14 protein-coding genes and 1 pseudogene are annotated in these 15,872 nt (G+C 69.4%); 5 read left to right on the top strand and 10 right to left on the bottom strand.

Translation table 11 applies throughout. The annotated features are described in order from the left end of the window. Positions 1–88 precede the first annotated feature (88 nt). The 8 genes from OG828_RS40285 to OG828_RS40250 all read right to left on the bottom strand — a co-directional run bounded on the left by OG828_RS40285 (position 89) and on the right by OG828_RS40250 (position 7,477). Positions 89–967 carry an LLM class flavin-dependent oxidoreductase gene (locus OG828_RS40285; RefSeq protein WP_328503933.1) on the bottom strand — a complete coding sequence of 293 codons (879 nt, stop codon included), beginning with the start codon at positions 965–967 and terminating at the stop codon, positions 89–91. A gap of 203 nt (positions 968–1,170) precedes the next feature. Beyond that, the gene (locus tag OG828_RS40280) at positions 1,171–1,815 is read right to left on the bottom strand and encodes an isochorismatase family protein (protein ID WP_328503932.1); all 645 of its coding nucleotides are present in this window, start codon (positions 1,813–1,815) and stop codon (positions 1,171–1,173) included. A 214-nt stretch (positions 1,816–2,029) separates the two neighbouring features. Continuing rightward, positions 2,030–2,905, bottom strand: coding sequence for an aldo/keto reductase family oxidoreductase (locus OG828_RS40275; protein ID WP_328503931.1), 876 nt, complete (start codon positions 2,903–2,905; stop codon positions 2,030–2,032). Positions 2,906–3,103: 198 nt separating this feature from the next. Next, entirely contained in the window at positions 3,104–3,628 is a 525-nt protein-coding gene (locus OG828_RS40270; protein ID WP_328503930.1) for an SRPBCC family protein, read from the bottom strand. Between the two features lie 146 nt (positions 3,629–3,774). Continuing rightward, positions 3,775–4,716, bottom strand: a complete 942-nt coding sequence (locus tag OG828_RS40265) for an alpha/beta hydrolase (RefSeq protein ID WP_328368238.1) — start codon at positions 4,714–4,716, stop codon at positions 3,775–3,777. 162 nt (positions 4,717–4,878) lie between these two features. Continuing rightward, positions 4,879–5,829, bottom strand: coding sequence for an alpha/beta hydrolase (locus tag OG828_RS40260; protein ID WP_328503929.1), 951 nt, complete (start codon positions 5,827–5,829; stop codon positions 4,879–4,881). 32 nt (positions 5,830–5,861) lie between these two features. After that, complete coding sequence (locus OG828_RS40255) at positions 5,862–6,806, bottom strand: NADP-dependent oxidoreductase (protein ID WP_328503928.1); 945 nt, start codon at positions 6,804–6,806, stop codon at positions 5,862–5,864. Positions 6,807–6,904: 98 nt separating this feature from the next. Beyond that, complete coding sequence (locus OG828_RS40250; RefSeq protein WP_328503927.1) at positions 6,905–7,477, bottom strand: NAD(P)H-dependent oxidoreductase; 573 nt, start codon at positions 7,475–7,477, stop codon at positions 6,905–6,907. A gap of 576 nt (positions 7,478–8,053) precedes the next feature. Between OG828_RS40250 and OG828_RS40245 the strand changes: the two genes are divergently transcribed. The 5 genes and pseudogenes from OG828_RS40245 to OG828_RS40225 form a co-directional block, all read left to right on the top strand. Further along, the gene (locus tag OG828_RS40245) at positions 8,054–8,557 is read left to right on the top strand and encodes a MarR family winged helix-turn-helix transcriptional regulator (RefSeq protein ID WP_328441562.1); all 504 of its coding nucleotides are present in this window, start codon (positions 8,054–8,056) and stop codon (positions 8,555–8,557) included. Between the two features lie 712 nt (positions 8,558–9,269). After that, positions 9,270–9,770 carry a cupin domain-containing protein gene (locus OG828_RS40240; RefSeq protein WP_328503926.1) on the top strand — a complete coding sequence of 167 codons (501 nt, stop codon included), beginning with the start codon at positions 9,270–9,272 and terminating at the stop codon, positions 9,768–9,770. Positions 9,771–9,930: 160 nt separating this feature from the next. After that, complete coding sequence (locus tag OG828_RS40235) at positions 9,931–12,039, top strand: ATP-binding protein (protein ID WP_328503925.1); 2,109 nt, start codon at positions 9,931–9,933, stop codon at positions 12,037–12,039. A gap of 198 nt (positions 12,040–12,237) precedes the next feature. Beyond that, positions 12,238–12,714 carry a nuclear transport factor 2 family protein gene (locus tag OG828_RS40230; RefSeq protein WP_328368218.1) on the top strand — a complete coding sequence of 159 codons (477 nt, stop codon included), beginning with the start codon at positions 12,238–12,240 and terminating at the stop codon, positions 12,712–12,714. A gap of 198 nt (positions 12,715–12,912) precedes the next feature. Continuing rightward, a pseudogene (locus OG828_RS40225) lies at positions 12,913–13,062 on the top strand (IS5 family transposase); the annotation flags it as partial. Between the two features lie 97 nt (positions 13,063–13,159). Here OG828_RS40225 and OG828_RS40220 read toward each other — a convergent pair. Next, entirely contained in the window at positions 13,160–14,569 is a 1,410-nt protein-coding gene (locus OG828_RS40220) for an RsmB/NOP family class I SAM-dependent RNA methyltransferase (protein ID WP_328441560.1), read from the bottom strand. 76 nt (positions 14,570–14,645) lie between these two features. Then, a complete protein-coding gene (gene fmt / locus OG828_RS40215) occupies positions 14,646–15,578 on the bottom strand; it encodes a methionyl-tRNA formyltransferase (RefSeq protein WP_328503924.1) in 933 nt (310 codons plus the stop codon). Between the last annotated feature and the right edge of the window lie 294 nt (positions 15,579–15,872).

Here is a 15,872-nt window from a genome sequence, read left to right as displayed (position 1 = left end):
CGGCCGGTTGAGGCTGGCATCGTCGGGTGGGGCGTTCTCGAAGCCGATGCCGTGCGGGACGCCGACCCTCGTGGGGGTCCGTGCTACTTCAGGCCTGCAGTGCGAGGGCTTCGCGGACTGCGGGTACGACTTCGGCGGCGAATGCGCTGATCTGTCGGGTGTGGTCTCGTTCGGGCCAGATGATGAAACCGTTCATGCCGACGGTGCGCACGAGTGCGACAAGGTGCTCGGTCCACTGGGCGGCGGGCCCCTGGAACGGGCCGGCGGATCCCGGTTGGATGACACCGGCGATGTTGTAGACCCGGCGGATCGTGTCCGGATCGCGGCCCGCCGTCAGGGCTGCGTCGTCGATGCGGCGGACAGCCGTGGGCAGTGCGTCGAGTCCGAGGTAGGCATGCGAGGGAAGCCAGCCGTCCGCTTTTGCGCCGGTCAGGGCCAGCGTGCGGGGCCCGTAGGAGCCCAGCCACAGTCCCAGACCGGGGGCCGGCGCCGGGCCGGGATGGACGCCGGCGAGCGAGTAGTGCGCGCCGTGCGTCCGCACGCTGCGCTCGCCACTCCACATGGCCCGGATGACGGTGATCGCCTCTTCAAGCGCGTCGACGGCCTCTCTCGGCGTGCGACGGGAGCCGCCCATGGCCTCGATGGCTTCCCAGAAGGCGCCGGCGCCCAGGCCGAGCTGGACCCGGGAGCCGGTCAGTCTGTCCAAGGTCGCCGCAGCCTTCGCCAGCAGCGCGGGCGGGCGCAACGGCAGGGAGCTGACCGTCGGGACGAGCGTGACATGTCGCGTCCGCGCGGCCAGGAAGGTGAGCAGTGTCCAGGTGTCGTCGAACGCCCCCTGATACGGGTGGTCCTGGATGGTGAGAAGGTCGAGGCCGAGGCTGTCGATGAGTAGTGCCTGCTCACTGGAGCGGCCGACGGGGAGGGCCAGTGGCTCTACGTTCGCGCCGAACAGGACAGGAAGGGGCATGAAAGTCTCCTGAGCGACCGGCGCTTGCCTGACGTCGGCCGCAGTCGTCGGGAGCGGTCGTCGGGAGCGGGAAGGGGAACGGGCAGGTGGCGGCTGTTCCGGCACGGGCACCCGGGTCCGTGAGCGGTTCAGCGCGGTGGGCCGAGGATGACGCCACCGTAGAGTTCGGATGCTTCCGCCAGGAGGGACCCGCTCCCAGGGGTTCAGACGGCCGTGGCGGCGCGCTTGCCCAGTTCGAGGGCGTGAAAGAAGGTCCGGGCACTCATGCCCATCGACGGCACGTTCTCCTGCATCAGCCGCATGCGGTGCGGGGCGTCGTGGAACTTGGGGTCGAGCTGGAACTCGGCGGCCAGGGAGAACCAGGTGACCGGTACTGCGCCGGCTTGGACCATACGCTGCACCGCCGCGTTGTGTGCCTCGAGCGAGGGACTGGCGGAGGCGTCGACGGCCACGTGCACGCGGTAGCCCTCGCGCAGGCCGCCCAGCACCGTCTGCAGCACGCATCCGTCCGTGGCGATGCCGCCGACCACCAGGTTCTCCCGGCCTTCCTCCCGGACCGCCTGGGCGAACGACTCGTCCAAAAAGGAGTTGAAGTCGACGGCACGCTCGATGACCGGCTGGTCACCGACGGCCTCCAACAGCTCCGGGTACAGCGGGCCGGACGGCTTGCTCGACTGGCCGTTGGTCACGACCAGACCGCTTTCGTACCACTTCGCCGTCTTCGCCAGGCCCACGACGTTGTTGATGTGTTCAGCGAGGTTGTGGGAGCGCAGAAGGTTTGCGAAACCGACTGCGTAGTCGACGAGAACGACGGTGGTGTTGGCGGGGGTGAGGGGCTCAGGAGTCATGACATGACTTCTTTCTGATCAAAGAGGGGGACAGCGACGCGTTGATCGCGCACCCGTCACTCCCCACTTGGGCATCAACTAGTAGCCGGATGTGCACTTTCGGTATGGGAGGGACCATCGCCGACAGGGAGCAACACCGCGAGCGGTCGCACGCCGGGCGGGGGTGACGTACGGCCTGGTGATACGGCATTTCGGCCGTTCAGCTACGGCGCATTCAGCGGCCGATGTCGTCCAGCTCGGTCAAGTCCTCATGCGAGAGGGAGAGTCCCGCGCCGGCGATGTTCTCGCGCAGGTGCGCTGTCGATGACGTGCCGGGGATGAGCAGGACGTTCGGTGATCGCTGCAGCAGCCAGGCCAGTGCGACGGACATCGGTGTCGTCTTCAATCGAGCGGCGACCGCCGAGAGCGCTGAGGACTGGAGCGGGGTAAAGCCCCCGAGGGGGAAGAAGGGCACGTACGCGACGCCTTCGGTGGCGAGCCGGTCGATGAGCTTGTCGTCGTGGCGGTGGGCGAGGTTGTACATGTTCTGCACGCACACGATCGGCGCGATGCTCTGTGCCTCGGTGACCTGCTCCTCGGTGGCGTTGCTGACCCCGAGGTGGCGGATCAAGCCCTGCTGCTGGAGTTCCACGAGCGTCTCGAACGCCTCGGCGAGCGAGCCGGGCTGGGGACCTTCGGCGTTGCCGAGTCGGAGGTTGACCAGGTCTAGTACGTCGAGCCGGAGGGACTTGAGGTTGTCGTGGACCTGGCGGCGCAGATCTTCGGGTCGCCGGGCCGTGGGCCAGCCACCTTGTTCGTCGCGGGTCGCGCCCACCTTGGTCACGATGTGCAGCGACTCGGGGTAGGGGTGCAGCGCCTCGCGGATCAACTCGTTGGTGACGCGCGGCCCGTAGGCGTCGCTGGTGTCGATGTGGGTGATACCGAGGTGGACCGCCGCTTCGCGCAGAACGGCCAGGGCGCCCTCGCGATCGGCGGGCGGCCCCATGACCCACGGGCCGGCCAGTTGCATGGCGCCGTAGCCGAACCGGGTGACGGTCAGGTCACCCAGAGTCCAGGTGCCGCCGGGAAGAGAGAGGGAGGGTGTGCTCATGCTGTTGCCTTTCGTCGTGCACGTGGGGGGGTGCCCCTGTGTGGTTCGTTCGTCAAGGAAATCGGGCTGCAACAGAGACGTGAGCCCAGGCAGCATGGCGGTGCGTCTGATCTGCTGTGGGACGACGTCCAGTACTTCTTCGACCTGGATGAGATGGGGACGCTGCACCCTGGATTGCGAAGGGCTCGATAACTACGCCTACGAGCGGTTTTCTTCCGATTCGATCACTTGCAGGCACCTCGCGAGGGCGGCCACCATGTATCGGCGCCAGAGGAGAGTGAATGGACCGCCGAGAATCCAGCGACGACCCGGAAGAGGCTTGAATTCGTAGGTCCACCGAATGAGGGTGCCATCGCCGTCGGGATTGAAGTTCCATTCACCTCGAACGCCTGCCGCGAGTCGAGAGAGGATGTTCGTGAATCCCGTCAGCTGATACGCGAAACTCGAGCCTTCCGTGTACTCGGTCAACTGTTCGTCGGCTTGTGACCCGTCGTCGAACTGCGGGTTCCTGGTGGGACCGACGTGATCCCATGCTTCGGTCTGGTTTGCCACACCTTTGACACCGGGAAAGGGTGCCACCCGGTGGAAAACGCTCGACAGGTCGATGGGGACGATCAATCGGAACGCGTTGGCGGGCGCCACCGAAGTTCGCCGCTGGACTGTGATCGGAACGGTGTTGTCGGCTGAGCCGATAAGGAGGGGTATCGGTTTCTTGTCGGACATCGATGTTCTCCTGTCTTGGTGATGTGAATCCACCGTGACGCATTAACGAACATGAAATGCTTCGAATGGGAAGCAAGCCGGCGGGGTGCAGCGATATGCGGCTGGAGATGTGGGTTGGTATGTGACAGCAGGCCGCTGGTCACGGCTCAGATCGACTTGAGCACCCGGACCCGGTCGGCGATGGCACGCCGCGCGACGTCGGCGCCGAAGGCGATGGAGTCGAACTCGTGCGGGACGCCGGGGTGAAGGTGGAACTCCACCGGCACGCCGGCGCGGCTGAGCTTGGTCGCGTAGGCGGTGTCCTCGTCGCGGAACAGGTCGAGTTGGCCGACCTCGATGTAGGCCGCGGGAAGGTCAGTTGCATCCTCGAGCCGTGCGGGCGCAGCCGCGGCGGGGACGTTGGACCCTCCGACGGCGTCGCCGAGATACGTTTGCCACCCCGCGACAAGGTCACCGGAGTTGTTGACGAAGGGCGCGAGGTGGGGGTCAGGGGCGCTGGTGCGGTCGTCGAGCATCGGCATGATGAGGATCTGGCGGGCGATCTGCGGCCCACCTCGCTCTCGCGCGAGGATCGACACGGCTGCGGCCATGCCGCCGCCGGCGCTGTCGCCCATGACTCCGATCCGGCCGGGGTCGACGCCGAGTTCTACGGCGTGGTCGTGCAGCCAGTTCAGCGCTGCATAGCCGTCTTCGACCGGGGTGGGAAAGGGGTATTCGGGGGCGCGGCGGTATTCGACGGAGAGCATGGGTACGCCGCTGGCGGAGACGTAGCGGGCGACGGGACCGTCGAAGTGGTCGATGTGGCCGAAAAAATAGCCACCGCCATGGAAGTACACCACTGCGGGACCCGGTGTGATGCCCTTCTTGGTGTACCAGCGCATCTGGATCTGTGTGCCGTCGTCCGCGGTGACGTAGCTGTCGCGCGTCTGGACTTCTTCAGGGAAGGGCTGGGCGGCGCCGGAGGCTGCGAGGATCGGCTCCCAGAAGGCTCGACGACCTTCGACGTCGTCGCGCGAAGGCTGGAATGCTTCGGTCCCGCCCATCTGAGCCAGAACCTCGGCTACTTCGGGGTCCAAATTGAGTGTCATGATCTCGGTCTTTCGCTGCGTGGTGTGAGTGGTGGAACGGGTTGATAGCCAGGTCGAGCAGGAGGGCGGCTGAGTTCAGCCGACGTCCAGGAAGACGACGACCGTGACCTGGCCTGAGCCGGCGGCAGTGCCGCGGCGTGGGTGAACACGCTCGGCGTAGGTTCAGATCGACTTGAGGACTCGGACCCGGTCGGCGATGGCGCGTCGCGCGACGTCGGTGTCGAAGGCGATGGAGTCGAATTCGTGCGGGGCGCCGGGGTGCAGGTGGAACTCCACCGGCACGCCGGCGCGGCTGAGTTTGGTCGCGTAGGCGGTGTCCTCGTCGCGGAACACGTCGAGTTGGCCGACCTCGATGTAGGCCGGCGGCAGGCCGGTCGCATCCTCGAGACGGGCGGGTGCTGCCGTGGGCGGGACATCGGGGCCGCCGGCGGCCCCGCCGAGCAGTGCCGGCCATGCGGTGCGGCTGTCGTCGTAGGACCACAGAGCGTAGGGCTCGATGTGGAGGTCGGGCGTGGTGGTGCGGTCGTCGAGCATCGGCATGAGCAGGATCTGCCGGGCGATCCGCGGGCCGCCGCGCTCGCGGGCGAGGATGGTCAGGGCGGCCGCCATGCCGCCTCCGGCGCTGTCGCCCATCACGCCGATGCGGTGGGCGTCGACGTCCAGCTCGGCGGCGTGTTCGTGCAGCCAGCGCAGTGCGGCGTAGGCGTCTTCGAGCGGTGTCGGGAAGGGGTGCTCGGGGGCGCGGCGGTACTCGACCGACAGCATCGGCACGCCGCTGGAGGACACGTAGCGGGAGACCGGGCCGTCGAACAGGTCGATGTGGCCGAGGACGTATCCGCCGCCGTGGAAGAACAGCACGGCGGGGCCGGGCTCGGCGCCGTCCTTGACGTACCAGCGCATTTTGATGTGTGCGCCGTCGTCTGCGGTCGCATGGTGCTCGTGGGTCGTCACGTCGGCCGGGATCGGCTGCGCGGTTCCCGCGGCGCCGATGATCGGTTCCCACATGGCGCGGCGGCCCGCGATGTCACCCACGGCCGGCGGCTTGGCCTCGGCCATCGCGCCGGCCATCGGGGCCAGCGCCTCGGCGATCTCGGGATCCAGGGACAGTGTCATGGTCGTTTCCTTTCGAGGCTGGTCGGTCGGTGTCAGGCGGCGGTCGCGACGATGACGGCCTTGCCGTGCAGCTCGCCCGTGGCGGCCTGGGCGTGGATTGTCGGCAGCTCCGCCAGCGGCACTCGCTGCGCGACGTCGACGCGCAGCTCGCCGGAGTCGATCAGTGCCACCAGCCGCGACAGCTGGTCGGCGTCGCTGCGGACGAACAGGTCGATGCCGCGTACGCCGCGCTGTTCGTCGTGGGGGGCGGGCATCCACACCGTGGTGTTCACCAGCACCCCACCGGGAGCGATCAGGGCGGGCAGCGCGGCCAGCTGCGCCGGGTCGATCGGCGCGAGGTTGAGCACGACGTCGACCGGCTCGGTCACGGCGTCGGTCACCTTGGTGGTGGTGTGATCGATGATCTCGTCGGCGCCCGCCGTCTTGATCTGCTGGCTGCTGCGCGGGCCGGCGGTGGCTATCACGTACGCGCCGGCGTTCTTGGCCAGCTGCACGGCGTAGCCGCCGACCGCTCCGCCCGCGCCGTTGACCAACACGCGCTGACCCGCCGTCAGCTTGGCGTGATCGAACAGCGCCTGCCACGCGGTGAGACCCACCAGCGGCAGCGCGGCGGCATCGGCCAGCGGGACGCTCTTCGGCGCCGCCGCGAGGATCTCGGCCGGGGCGATGACGTACTGCGCTGCGGCGCCGGGCTTGTCCATCGGCAGGAAGCCGACAACCTGGTCGCCGACCGCGATGCCGTCGACGCCCTCGCCCAGCGCTTCGACCGTGCCGGAGACGTCGATGCCGGGAGTGTGCGGCAGCGTCACCGGGATGGGGCCTTGCATGAAGCCGCCGCGGATGTTGCCGTCGACGCCGTTGAACGACGTCGCGGCGACCCGGATCCGGACCTCACCGGCCCCGGGGACGGGCTGCTCCACGTCCTCGTAGCGCAGGACGCTCGGGTCGCCGTACTCGTGGAAACGCACTGCCTTCATTTCGGTTCTCGCCTTCACTGCGATCGATATTGCTTCGAATTCGAAGCAACTGTTGACGACGGTACATCTACTTCGAATTCGAAGCAAGTGTTTGTCGGTCACTGCCGGTGCGAGCTCATCGCCACGGCGAGTTCGGCGGCGGCCTGGTCGATGCACGCGCGCAGCCGCGCCGCGTCGCTGCGCGCCGTGGCCTGCCAGTCGGTGGGGTCGGCGACGACGATCGTGGGCACGGGTTCGGCGTGCACGTCGGTCAGGCGTCTGCGCATCACCTGCGTGAGGTCGGGCGGCTGCCAGCGGGAGCCGCTGTTGAGCGCCAGCAGCACCGGCATGCCGGAGAGGATTCCGTCCCCGAGGACGGCGAAGAACGAGTCGAATACCTCGCTCGGGGATGCGGCGAGCACCGGGGTCGCCACCACCAGCCCGTCGGCCGCCACGACCGCCGCGATCGCCTCTCGCAGGTCGAGGCTGGCGCGGCGCTGGGCAAAGTGCTGAGCGAGGTCGGGCGCCAGCCGGTGCAGCTCCAGCACCTCCACCTCGGCGCGCGCACCTCCGGCCGCCAGTGACCGGCACACAGCCTCCGCCACCCAGTCCGCGAGCCGGCGAGTCGGACGCGGACAGCCGGCACCGGCGCTCACTACAGCCAAGGACAGACTCCACGCGGCGGTGCTCATCTCGGCATCGTGTTCTCGGCTTCTTCCCCGCGGCCGGGCTGTGGTGCCGTCACCGGGGAGGGCCGAGGACGACGGTGCCGGACAGTTCCGCGGCTTCGGCAAGCAGCTGAGCGGGGATCTCGAAGCCCTCCGGGCGGCTCACGAAGGTGACGGCCCGCGTGGCGGAACACCTTCTCCAGCCCTCTGGGGGTCGAGATGAACAGCAGGTCCGCCTTCTCTGAAGTGATGCGGTAGCCGTGCGGAATGCGCCGGGCCAGGATGCCGCCCTCCCGTAACCCGTGCTCCTCCTCGGCGTCGAGCAGGACGCTGAAGACACTCCGGCCGATCCACTCGAGCTGCTGCTGGTCCTCACGTTGCGCGGGACTGGAGATACTCATGGCCGGTCCTCGGGATCCGTGGGCGACGGCGCCGTCCTCGTGCTCGTAACCCTGTGCCGCACCACTGCCCGATCTCCATGTTCTGCGGTGCTCACTCGGGCCCAACACTGCCCATACCGTGCGCTCACGAGGCCACCGCCGAGGTGGCTGGAACGGCGGCACTCCACACTCTTCGAATTCGAAGCAGTAGACTCCTGACATGCCTGATTCACCGCCGTCGCTCGACCGTGTGCAACTCGGCGCCTACTTCGACCTCGTCGAGGTGACCAGCCTGCTCCGGCATGCGGTCGAGCAGCAGCTGCGCGAGACCGGTGATCTCAGCTATGTGCAGTTCCAGCTGCTGGCCCGCCTCGGAGACTCGCCGACGGGCAGCCACCGCATGACCGACCTCGCCGACGGCGTCGTCTACAGCCGCAGCGGTCTGACGTACCAGGTAGGTCTACTCGAAAAGGAGGGCCTGGTCGTCCGCGCTCCCTCGCCGGACGACGAGCGGAGCATCACCGTCACCATCACCGATGCCGGGCGTGAGCTGCTTGCGAAGGTGCTGCCCGGGCATGTCGAGGTGGTCGGCGGCCTGTTGTTCGAGCCGCTTTCGCGCGACGACGTCAAGGCTCTCGCGAGCCTGCTGGCGCCGGTACGCGACCATATGCGCTCGACACCGCCCCGCTCGGCCACGTCTCGCCGCCGCAAAGGCGGAGCATAAGGACCCGACAGGCGTCGGAGCCCGCAGGCCGCAGCGGAACAGGACGCGGCGAGACGCCGGGCCGGCCGCGGCAGTCGCCGGTCAACCGGGACGGGGGAAGCCGAGGCGTCAGGTTGGTCGGCGGGCGAACTGGGCGGGTGTTTCTTGAATGCGCGGATGAAGAGGCTGCTGTCGGTGAAGTGCCAGCGCGCGGCGGCTTCGGAGACAGTCAAGGGCGAAGAGCCCAGAGCTCGTTGGCAGCGGTGTGCTGCGGGGTCACCCAGCGCGTCGTTCCCTGGAAGCCGTCGATCGTGGAAGCGCTGAATTCCGGCAGGGGGTACAGGTCCCCCAAGCGGTGTTCCATGTGTCGATGAACGGCTCCCCCGTCCCCCGGCCGGTGCCGGTGGAGTCGGTGTCGGTGTCGACGTCGACGGTGAACGTGCCCGTCCTGTCGCCCGGGCCGAGGAAACGCGCCCTGCTGCTCATGTGTCCTCCGCGCCGACGAAGATGTCGCCGCAATCCCATGCGGTGTCGCAGACGTACACGCTTACTGCGCATAGCCGTTCCTACTCTGGGCTGCACTTCAACCGTCAACAACCAACCGCCCGCGGGTGCACCCAACCGAACCATGGGCCTTGCACGCCGACACCGCGGGCGCTCTGCCCAGCGGCAAGGTCGTCGTCGCGCCAGGCGACCGACTCCCCCTTGACCGACATCTGAGGAGACGACCGCGATGATCCCCGACGACGATCCGTCCCGCTCGCTGACCGTCGCGAACCCCGACGACCCCGGCACGACGTACATCTCGCTGGTGGGCAACACGTACGCCATGCTGGTCACCGGCGAGCAGACCAACGGCCAATACTGCCTGATCGACATGCGCATCCCCGACGGCGGCGGCCCACCGCCGCACCGACACGACTTCGAGGAGATGTTCACGATTCTCGAAGGCGAGATCGAGTTCACCTTCCGCGGCGAGAAGCACACCGTAGGGGCCGGGTCCACGATCAACATCCCGGCCAACGCGCCGCACAACTTCCGCAACGCCTCGGGTGCGCCAGCCCGCATGCTGTGCATGTGCACCCCCGCCGGCCAGGACGAGTACTTCCTGCGCATCGGCGATGTCGTCGCGGGCAAGGACGCACCGCCGCCGCAGCTGTCGGAGGACGAGCTCGCGGAACGCCGCCGTCGCGCGGCCGAGCTGGCCTTGACCTACCGAAGCGAGTTCCTGTAGCCCGCTGGGGCCGACAAGCCCGGCCGTCGACCGAAGCTCACCGAGCCTCGGCGGCCTTCGACAGCTCGACGTCATCCAGGACTCGGCCAGGTCCGGTCCCGCTCCGGTCACGGATGTAACCGGCCCTTGACCAATCCGTCTCCTGTCCGACCGTGGAGGCATGACGGAATCCAGAGAGGGGCTTGGATTGGGAGCAGTGGGCCTGGCGGGCCGGCTGGCGCAGGCTCGAGCCGGTGCGCTGGTGGGCAGGGAGCCGGAGCGGGCAGTGCTCGACCGGATGCTGTCGGGCGCGGCGGACGCTCCGCTCGTGGCGTACATGCACGGTGCCGGCGGCATCGGCAAGTCCTCGCTGGTGCGCTACGCCGCCCGGCAGGCCGAGCTCACCGGCCGCCGCGTGGTGCACGTGGACGGACGGTTCCTCGACGCCGATCCGCGCCGGCTCGAGGAGACTGCGGCCCCGGCGTGTGCCGAACCCGGTGCGGTGCTGCTCATCGACACCTTCGAGCAGTGTCAGCCACTCGAGGCATGGCTGCGCGAGACCTTTCTGCTGCGGCTCGCCGACCACGCGATCGTGGTGGTGGCCAGCAGGGTCGCCCCCGACGCCGAATGGTCGCTGGACCCTGGATGGGCGCAGTTGTTCACCGCACTGGCCGTGCGGCCGCTCGACGCCGCCCAGTCCCACGCCCTGCTCGCTGCCCGGGGTGTCCCCGCAGAGCAGCGCGGCGCCTTCGTCGCCTTCGCCGGAGGCAGCCCGCTCGCCCTCTCGTTGGCCGCCTCCGTCCCGGCCGCACCCGGCGCACCGTGGGAGCCGACCGGCGACGTCCTGAGGACCCTCGTCGAGCGGCTGGTGGGCGACCTGCCCAGCGCCGTCCACCGGCGCGCCCTCGAGGTGGTCGCGCAGGCCTACGTCACCCGCGAGCCCCTGCTGCGCGCCGTGCTGGGTGACCAGGACACCAACACGGTGTTCTCCTGGCTGCGCCAGCTGCCCTACATCGAGGCCACGCCGGAAGGGCTGCACCCGCACGACGCGGTGCGGGCGACCCTCGAGGCCGACCTGCGCTGGCGGGACCCTGAGCGCTACGACGACGTCCGCGCCCGCATCTCGCTCGCGGGCCTGCAGGCCGTGCGCGGCGCCGCCGAGGAGGACGTGCTGCTGCGGGTCGCGGAGTGGATGTTCCTCTTCCGCAACCAGGGCGGCCCGGATGATCTGTACAACTACCGAACGCACCCGCATATCGAGGACACTCCGCTCCGGTCCGAAGACGTGCCCGGCGTGCTGCGCATGGCCGAGGAAGCGGAGGGCCCGGCATCAGCGGCAGCGGTCGCGCACTGGGTGCGCCGCCAACCGGAGGCCTTCCGCGTCCATCGCTATGCGGGCTCCTCCGCACCCGTGTCATTCATGGCCATTCTGCGGCTGGACGCACCACTGCCCGAGGACCGCGCTGAGGACCCGGTGATCGCGGCAGTCTGGGACCTTGTGGAGGCGGCCGCTCCCCTGGGGCCGGGCGAGCACTTGGGTATCCGGCGCTTCGCGGTACAACCCGGCGGGCACCAGCGGCCCTCGCCCCTGATGGAGCTCACCAGCCGGCGCACCATCGGCGAGGAGATGCGGACCCACAAACGCGCGGTGACCTTCACCGTCTTCGAAGACGCGGACCTGTGGGGGCACTACCTCGCCGAGGCCGGGATGCCGGAGGTCGCGGCCGTGGACGTCGGCGGCCTGCGACAGCACGTCTTCGGCCGGGACTGGCGACGGCAAACAGTGGAACAGTGGGTGCAACACCGGGCTCGCACCGCGGTCACGCCCGTAGCAACATGGCCTGCGACTGCCGCCGCGAGTGACCTGGGCGACCAGCCGGCGCGCGCCGCGTTCGCGGAAGGCGTGCTCGATGCACTGCGCACCTGGCACACCCCCCGCGAATTCGCCACCAGCGTCCTGCTGTACACCCATCTCGTGCCGCCGGGCTCACCCGACCCGGCCGCGGACCTGCGCGGCGCCATCCTCACCGCCCTCGACGCGCTGCAGATCGATCCCGCGGGCGTCAAAGCGCACGAGGCTCTCACCGCCACCTACATCACGGCCTCCCGCACCCACAAGGCCGCCGCCCGGCGACTCGGGGTTCCCTACGGCACCTACCGTCGCCACCTCGCCCTGGCCAAGGAACGCCTCATCGAACAACTGCTGCGAAACCAACCACGACAATCACCCCGACCCCGCCACACTCGCGAAAGCTCCGCCACACCAGCCCGTGTGGGGTCTGTCCAGTGAACTGTGCACTCTGCACTTCGAGCGGCGGCTACACGCCTCGTACACAGCGGCCGGGCCAGGTGCGCGGAGCGCGGTGCACACCGGCTGGACATACGGCTCAACGCTTGCAGCCGGCGACTCGGCGCTGATGCTCACTCTGCCGACCGGGGCACGTGCGGGTCTGGTCAGGCAACAAAGTCCGTCAAGGAAAGGGACGTTATGGACGACCGTATTGATCTCGCCGAGCTGCTGAGCCGATATGCCGATATTGCGGACATGAAGGAGTTCACCCACCTGCCCAGCCGCATTTGCACCGATCCGCTGACGGTGGATTTCGAAGCAGTTACCGGCATGCCGGCGGTAACTGCTTCGCTGCATGACTGCGTCGAGCTCCTCCGCACAACCTTGGCGCCCTTCGCTGCGACCCACCACGCGATCACCGGCCACGTCGTCACCATCGACGGCGACAGCGCGACGATTCATGCGCACGTGCGCGCCGAGCACTGGCTTCCGGTGGAACTCGTCGGTGACGGACCCGACCGCTGGCTGGTGGTGGGTTTCTACGATACCGAGGCGGTCCGTACGCCGAAGGGATGGCGCATCAGCCGATTCAAACTCACCGTGACCCACCAGGAAAATCCACAGCTGGCGAGCCTCGCTCAAGCCGCTGAGCAGGCGCGCCGGCCCCAGGCCTGAGGGGGAGCCGTATCTCAACCGATCTTGGAACCTGCAAGTCGAACGGAGTTCCTGGTCGGGTGATCTTCCGCCGGTACGCGCATGAAAGCAGGGCCTCCTGGCAGCTCGGGGGTGGGATCCCATTCCGAGCGGTTCGCGGAGGCCCTGTTGTCGTTGTTGTACGCGCCGAGAGCTATTGCCACCCCCAGATGCTGGACGCGATCCGCTGACCGGCTGCGCGGGACGGTCCGTGAACGCGAGGGCCGTGCGGCCGAGCCCACGGCGGGGATCACCGACGCGCAGTCGGTGCGGGCCGCCGCGACAGTCCCGGCCTCCTCACGCGGCTACGACGGCGGGAAGAAGGTGAACGTCTATCCGTCTCACTTCAGTGACCGGTTGGTCGGACACTGGCCAACCGAAATGAGAACTGGTCACTCATTTTGAGCGCCTACACCCGCGAAGAGCGTCACCCAGTCCGGCGGATGAGGGCCAGATACATGGCGTCGGTCCCGTGCCGGTGCGGCCACAGCTGTACGTCGGGACCGTCGCCGAGGTCCGGTACGCCCGGCAGCATCGGGCGGGCGTCGAGGAGTTCGGCGTGCGGATCGTGCTTGAGTGTGTCGTCGATGACGGCCCGGGTCTCGGCGAGGTGCGGCGAGCAGGTGGCGTAGCCGACGACTCCGCCGACCCGCACCGACTCGAGCGCGGTGCGCAGCAGGGCGCGCTGCAGCGGAGCGAACCCGTCGAGGTCGTCGGGCCGCCGCCGCCAGCGCGCCTCGGGCCGCCGCCGCAGCGCCCCCAGCCCGGTGCACGGCACGTCCATCAGCACCCGGTCGAAGGAGCCGGGCAGCCAGGGCGGCCGAGTCCCGTCGCCGGCGATGACCTGATACGGACCGGGGTTCCCCTGGAGCGCCTTCGCGACCAGCGCCGCCCGGTGCGGCTGCTTCTCGGAGGCGACGAGCATCGCGCCCCGCTCGGCGGCGAGGGCGGCAAGCAGCGCGGCCTTGCCGCCGGGCCCGGCACACCCGTCGAGCCACTTCTCGTCGGAGCCGTCGATCGGCGCGTTGGCCAGAGCGAGCGCGACGAGCTGACTGCCCTCGTCCTGCACACCGGCCCGCCCCTCCCGCACGGCCTCGATCGCACCGGGCTCGCCGCCCTCGGTGAGCCGTACGGCGTACGGCGACCAGCGCCCCGCCACCGCGGCCTCCTCGCCGAGCAGCTCCTCGGCGGTGGCCCGCCCGGGCCGGGCGACCAGGGTGACCTCGGGCCGCTCGTTGTCGGCCTCCAGCAGCTCCTCGATCCCGGCGCGACCGCCGCCGAGAGAGTCCCACAGCGCGGAGACGACCCAGCGGGGGTGGGAGTGGACGACGGCGAGATGCTCCTCGGGATCGTCGTCGTAGGGCGGAGCGACCTTGGCGAGCCACCCGTCGAGGTCGTCCTGCGCGACCTTCCTGAGGACGGCGTTGACGAACTTGGCCCGCCCGTCGCCGAGCACGACCCGGGCCAGCTCGACGGAGGCCGAGACGGCGGCGTGCGTGGGGATCCGCGTCCCCAGCAGTTGATGCACGCCGAGGCTCAGCACATCGAGCACGGGCGGGTCGACCTCACGCAGGGGCCGGTCCACACAAGCGGCGATGACGGCGTCGTACGTCCCCTGCCGCCGCAGCGTCCCGTATACCAGCTCGGTCGCGAGCGCGGCGTCCCGCCCGTCGAAGTCGCCCTTCTCCCGCGCCTTCCTGAGCAGCGGCGGCAGGACGAGGTTGGCGTACGCGTCTCGCTCGTCCACCGCCCTGAGCGCCTCGAAGGCGAGGAAGCGGACGGGGTCCTTCTTGGGCCGACGGTAGGGCTTGCGGGGCCGGCGGGACTGCTCACTCACGTAAAAGGTGCTCCGGATGAAAGATGAAAGGGGGAGAGATGTGCCCCAGCGTACGTCGCTGCCGGGGACCGCCGCGTCACACGCCCAGCGTCTCGCCGTCCGCGTCCCGCACGCCACGCGCCCAGTCGGCGGCCCGCATCGGCTTCTTGCCCTGGGCCTGGATCCAGAGCAGCTCGACGGCGTACGAGCCCGTACCGACGTACACATGGTTCTTGCCGACAGAGAGGACACCCGGGGCGAGCTCGTCGCGGTCGGGCACGGTGGCGACCTGGATGAGCTTGAGCCGCTCACCGTGGAAGGTGGTCCAGGCTCCGGGCGCCGGCGTGCATCCGCGTACGACGCGGTCGACCCGCAGCGCGGGCGCCGACCAGTCGACGCGGGCGTCCTCGACGGTGATCTTCGGCGCCATGGTGATGCCTTCGGCCGGCTGCGGTACGGCCTTCAGGGTGCCGTCCTCGATGCCGTCCATGGTCGCGACGAGCAGCCCGGCGCCGGCGAAGGCGAGCCGGGTCAGCAGGTCGCCGCTGGTGTCGGTGGGCCGGATCGTCTCGGTCACGGTGCCGTAGACGGGCCCCGAGTCGAGCCCCTCTTCGATGAGGAAGGTCGAGGCGCCCGTGATCTCGTCGCCGGCCATGACGGCGTGCTGCACGGGTGCCGCTCCCCGCCAGGCGGGCAGCAGCGAGAAGTGCAGATTGACCCAGCCGTGGGCGGGGATGTCGAGGGCCACGCGGGGCAGCAGGGCGCCGTACGCCACGACCGGACAGCAGTCCGGCGCGATCTCCTCGAGCCGCTCCAGGAAGGCGGGGTCCCGCGGCTTGGCGGGCCTCAGCACCTCGATCCCGGCCTCCACCGCCCGCTCGGCGACCGGACTCGCGACCAGCCTGCGTCCCCGCCCGGCCGGCGCATCGGGCCGCGTGACGACAGCGGCCACCTCGTGCCGCCCGGAGGCGATCAGAGCGTCCAGTGCGGGAACGGCGACCTCGGGGGTGCCGGCGAAGACGAGCTTCATGGCTGGGTACGGGCCTCTCGGGCGAGGGTTGGATGCGGGCGACGCACCAGTCTATGGGGGCGGGCGGGGGGGATGGCCTCCGGACCCGCGGCGGTGTGCTGCGCCCCGAAGGGGCGCGGGGAACTGCGCGACCAGCCCCCACCGACCCGCAGAATGCACCCCCCTCGTTCCGCGGAGCGCCAGCGCACGCCCGAGCGACAAGGGCGCACGCATATGCCCATACGCCCCCTCTGCGTGACCCGCGGAGCGAATCCGCGTTGGTCAAGAAAGAGTTGACCACAACGGGCCGCACAT

This window comes from Streptomyces sp. NBC_00457 (assembly GCF_036014015.1).
In the GTDB taxonomy this organism is placed as follows: Bacteria; Actinomycetota; Actinomycetes; order Streptomycetales; family Streptomycetaceae; genus Streptomyces.
Note: the sequence above shows the minus strand (reverse complement) of the source record. Positions and strands in the feature narration are given on the sequence as shown.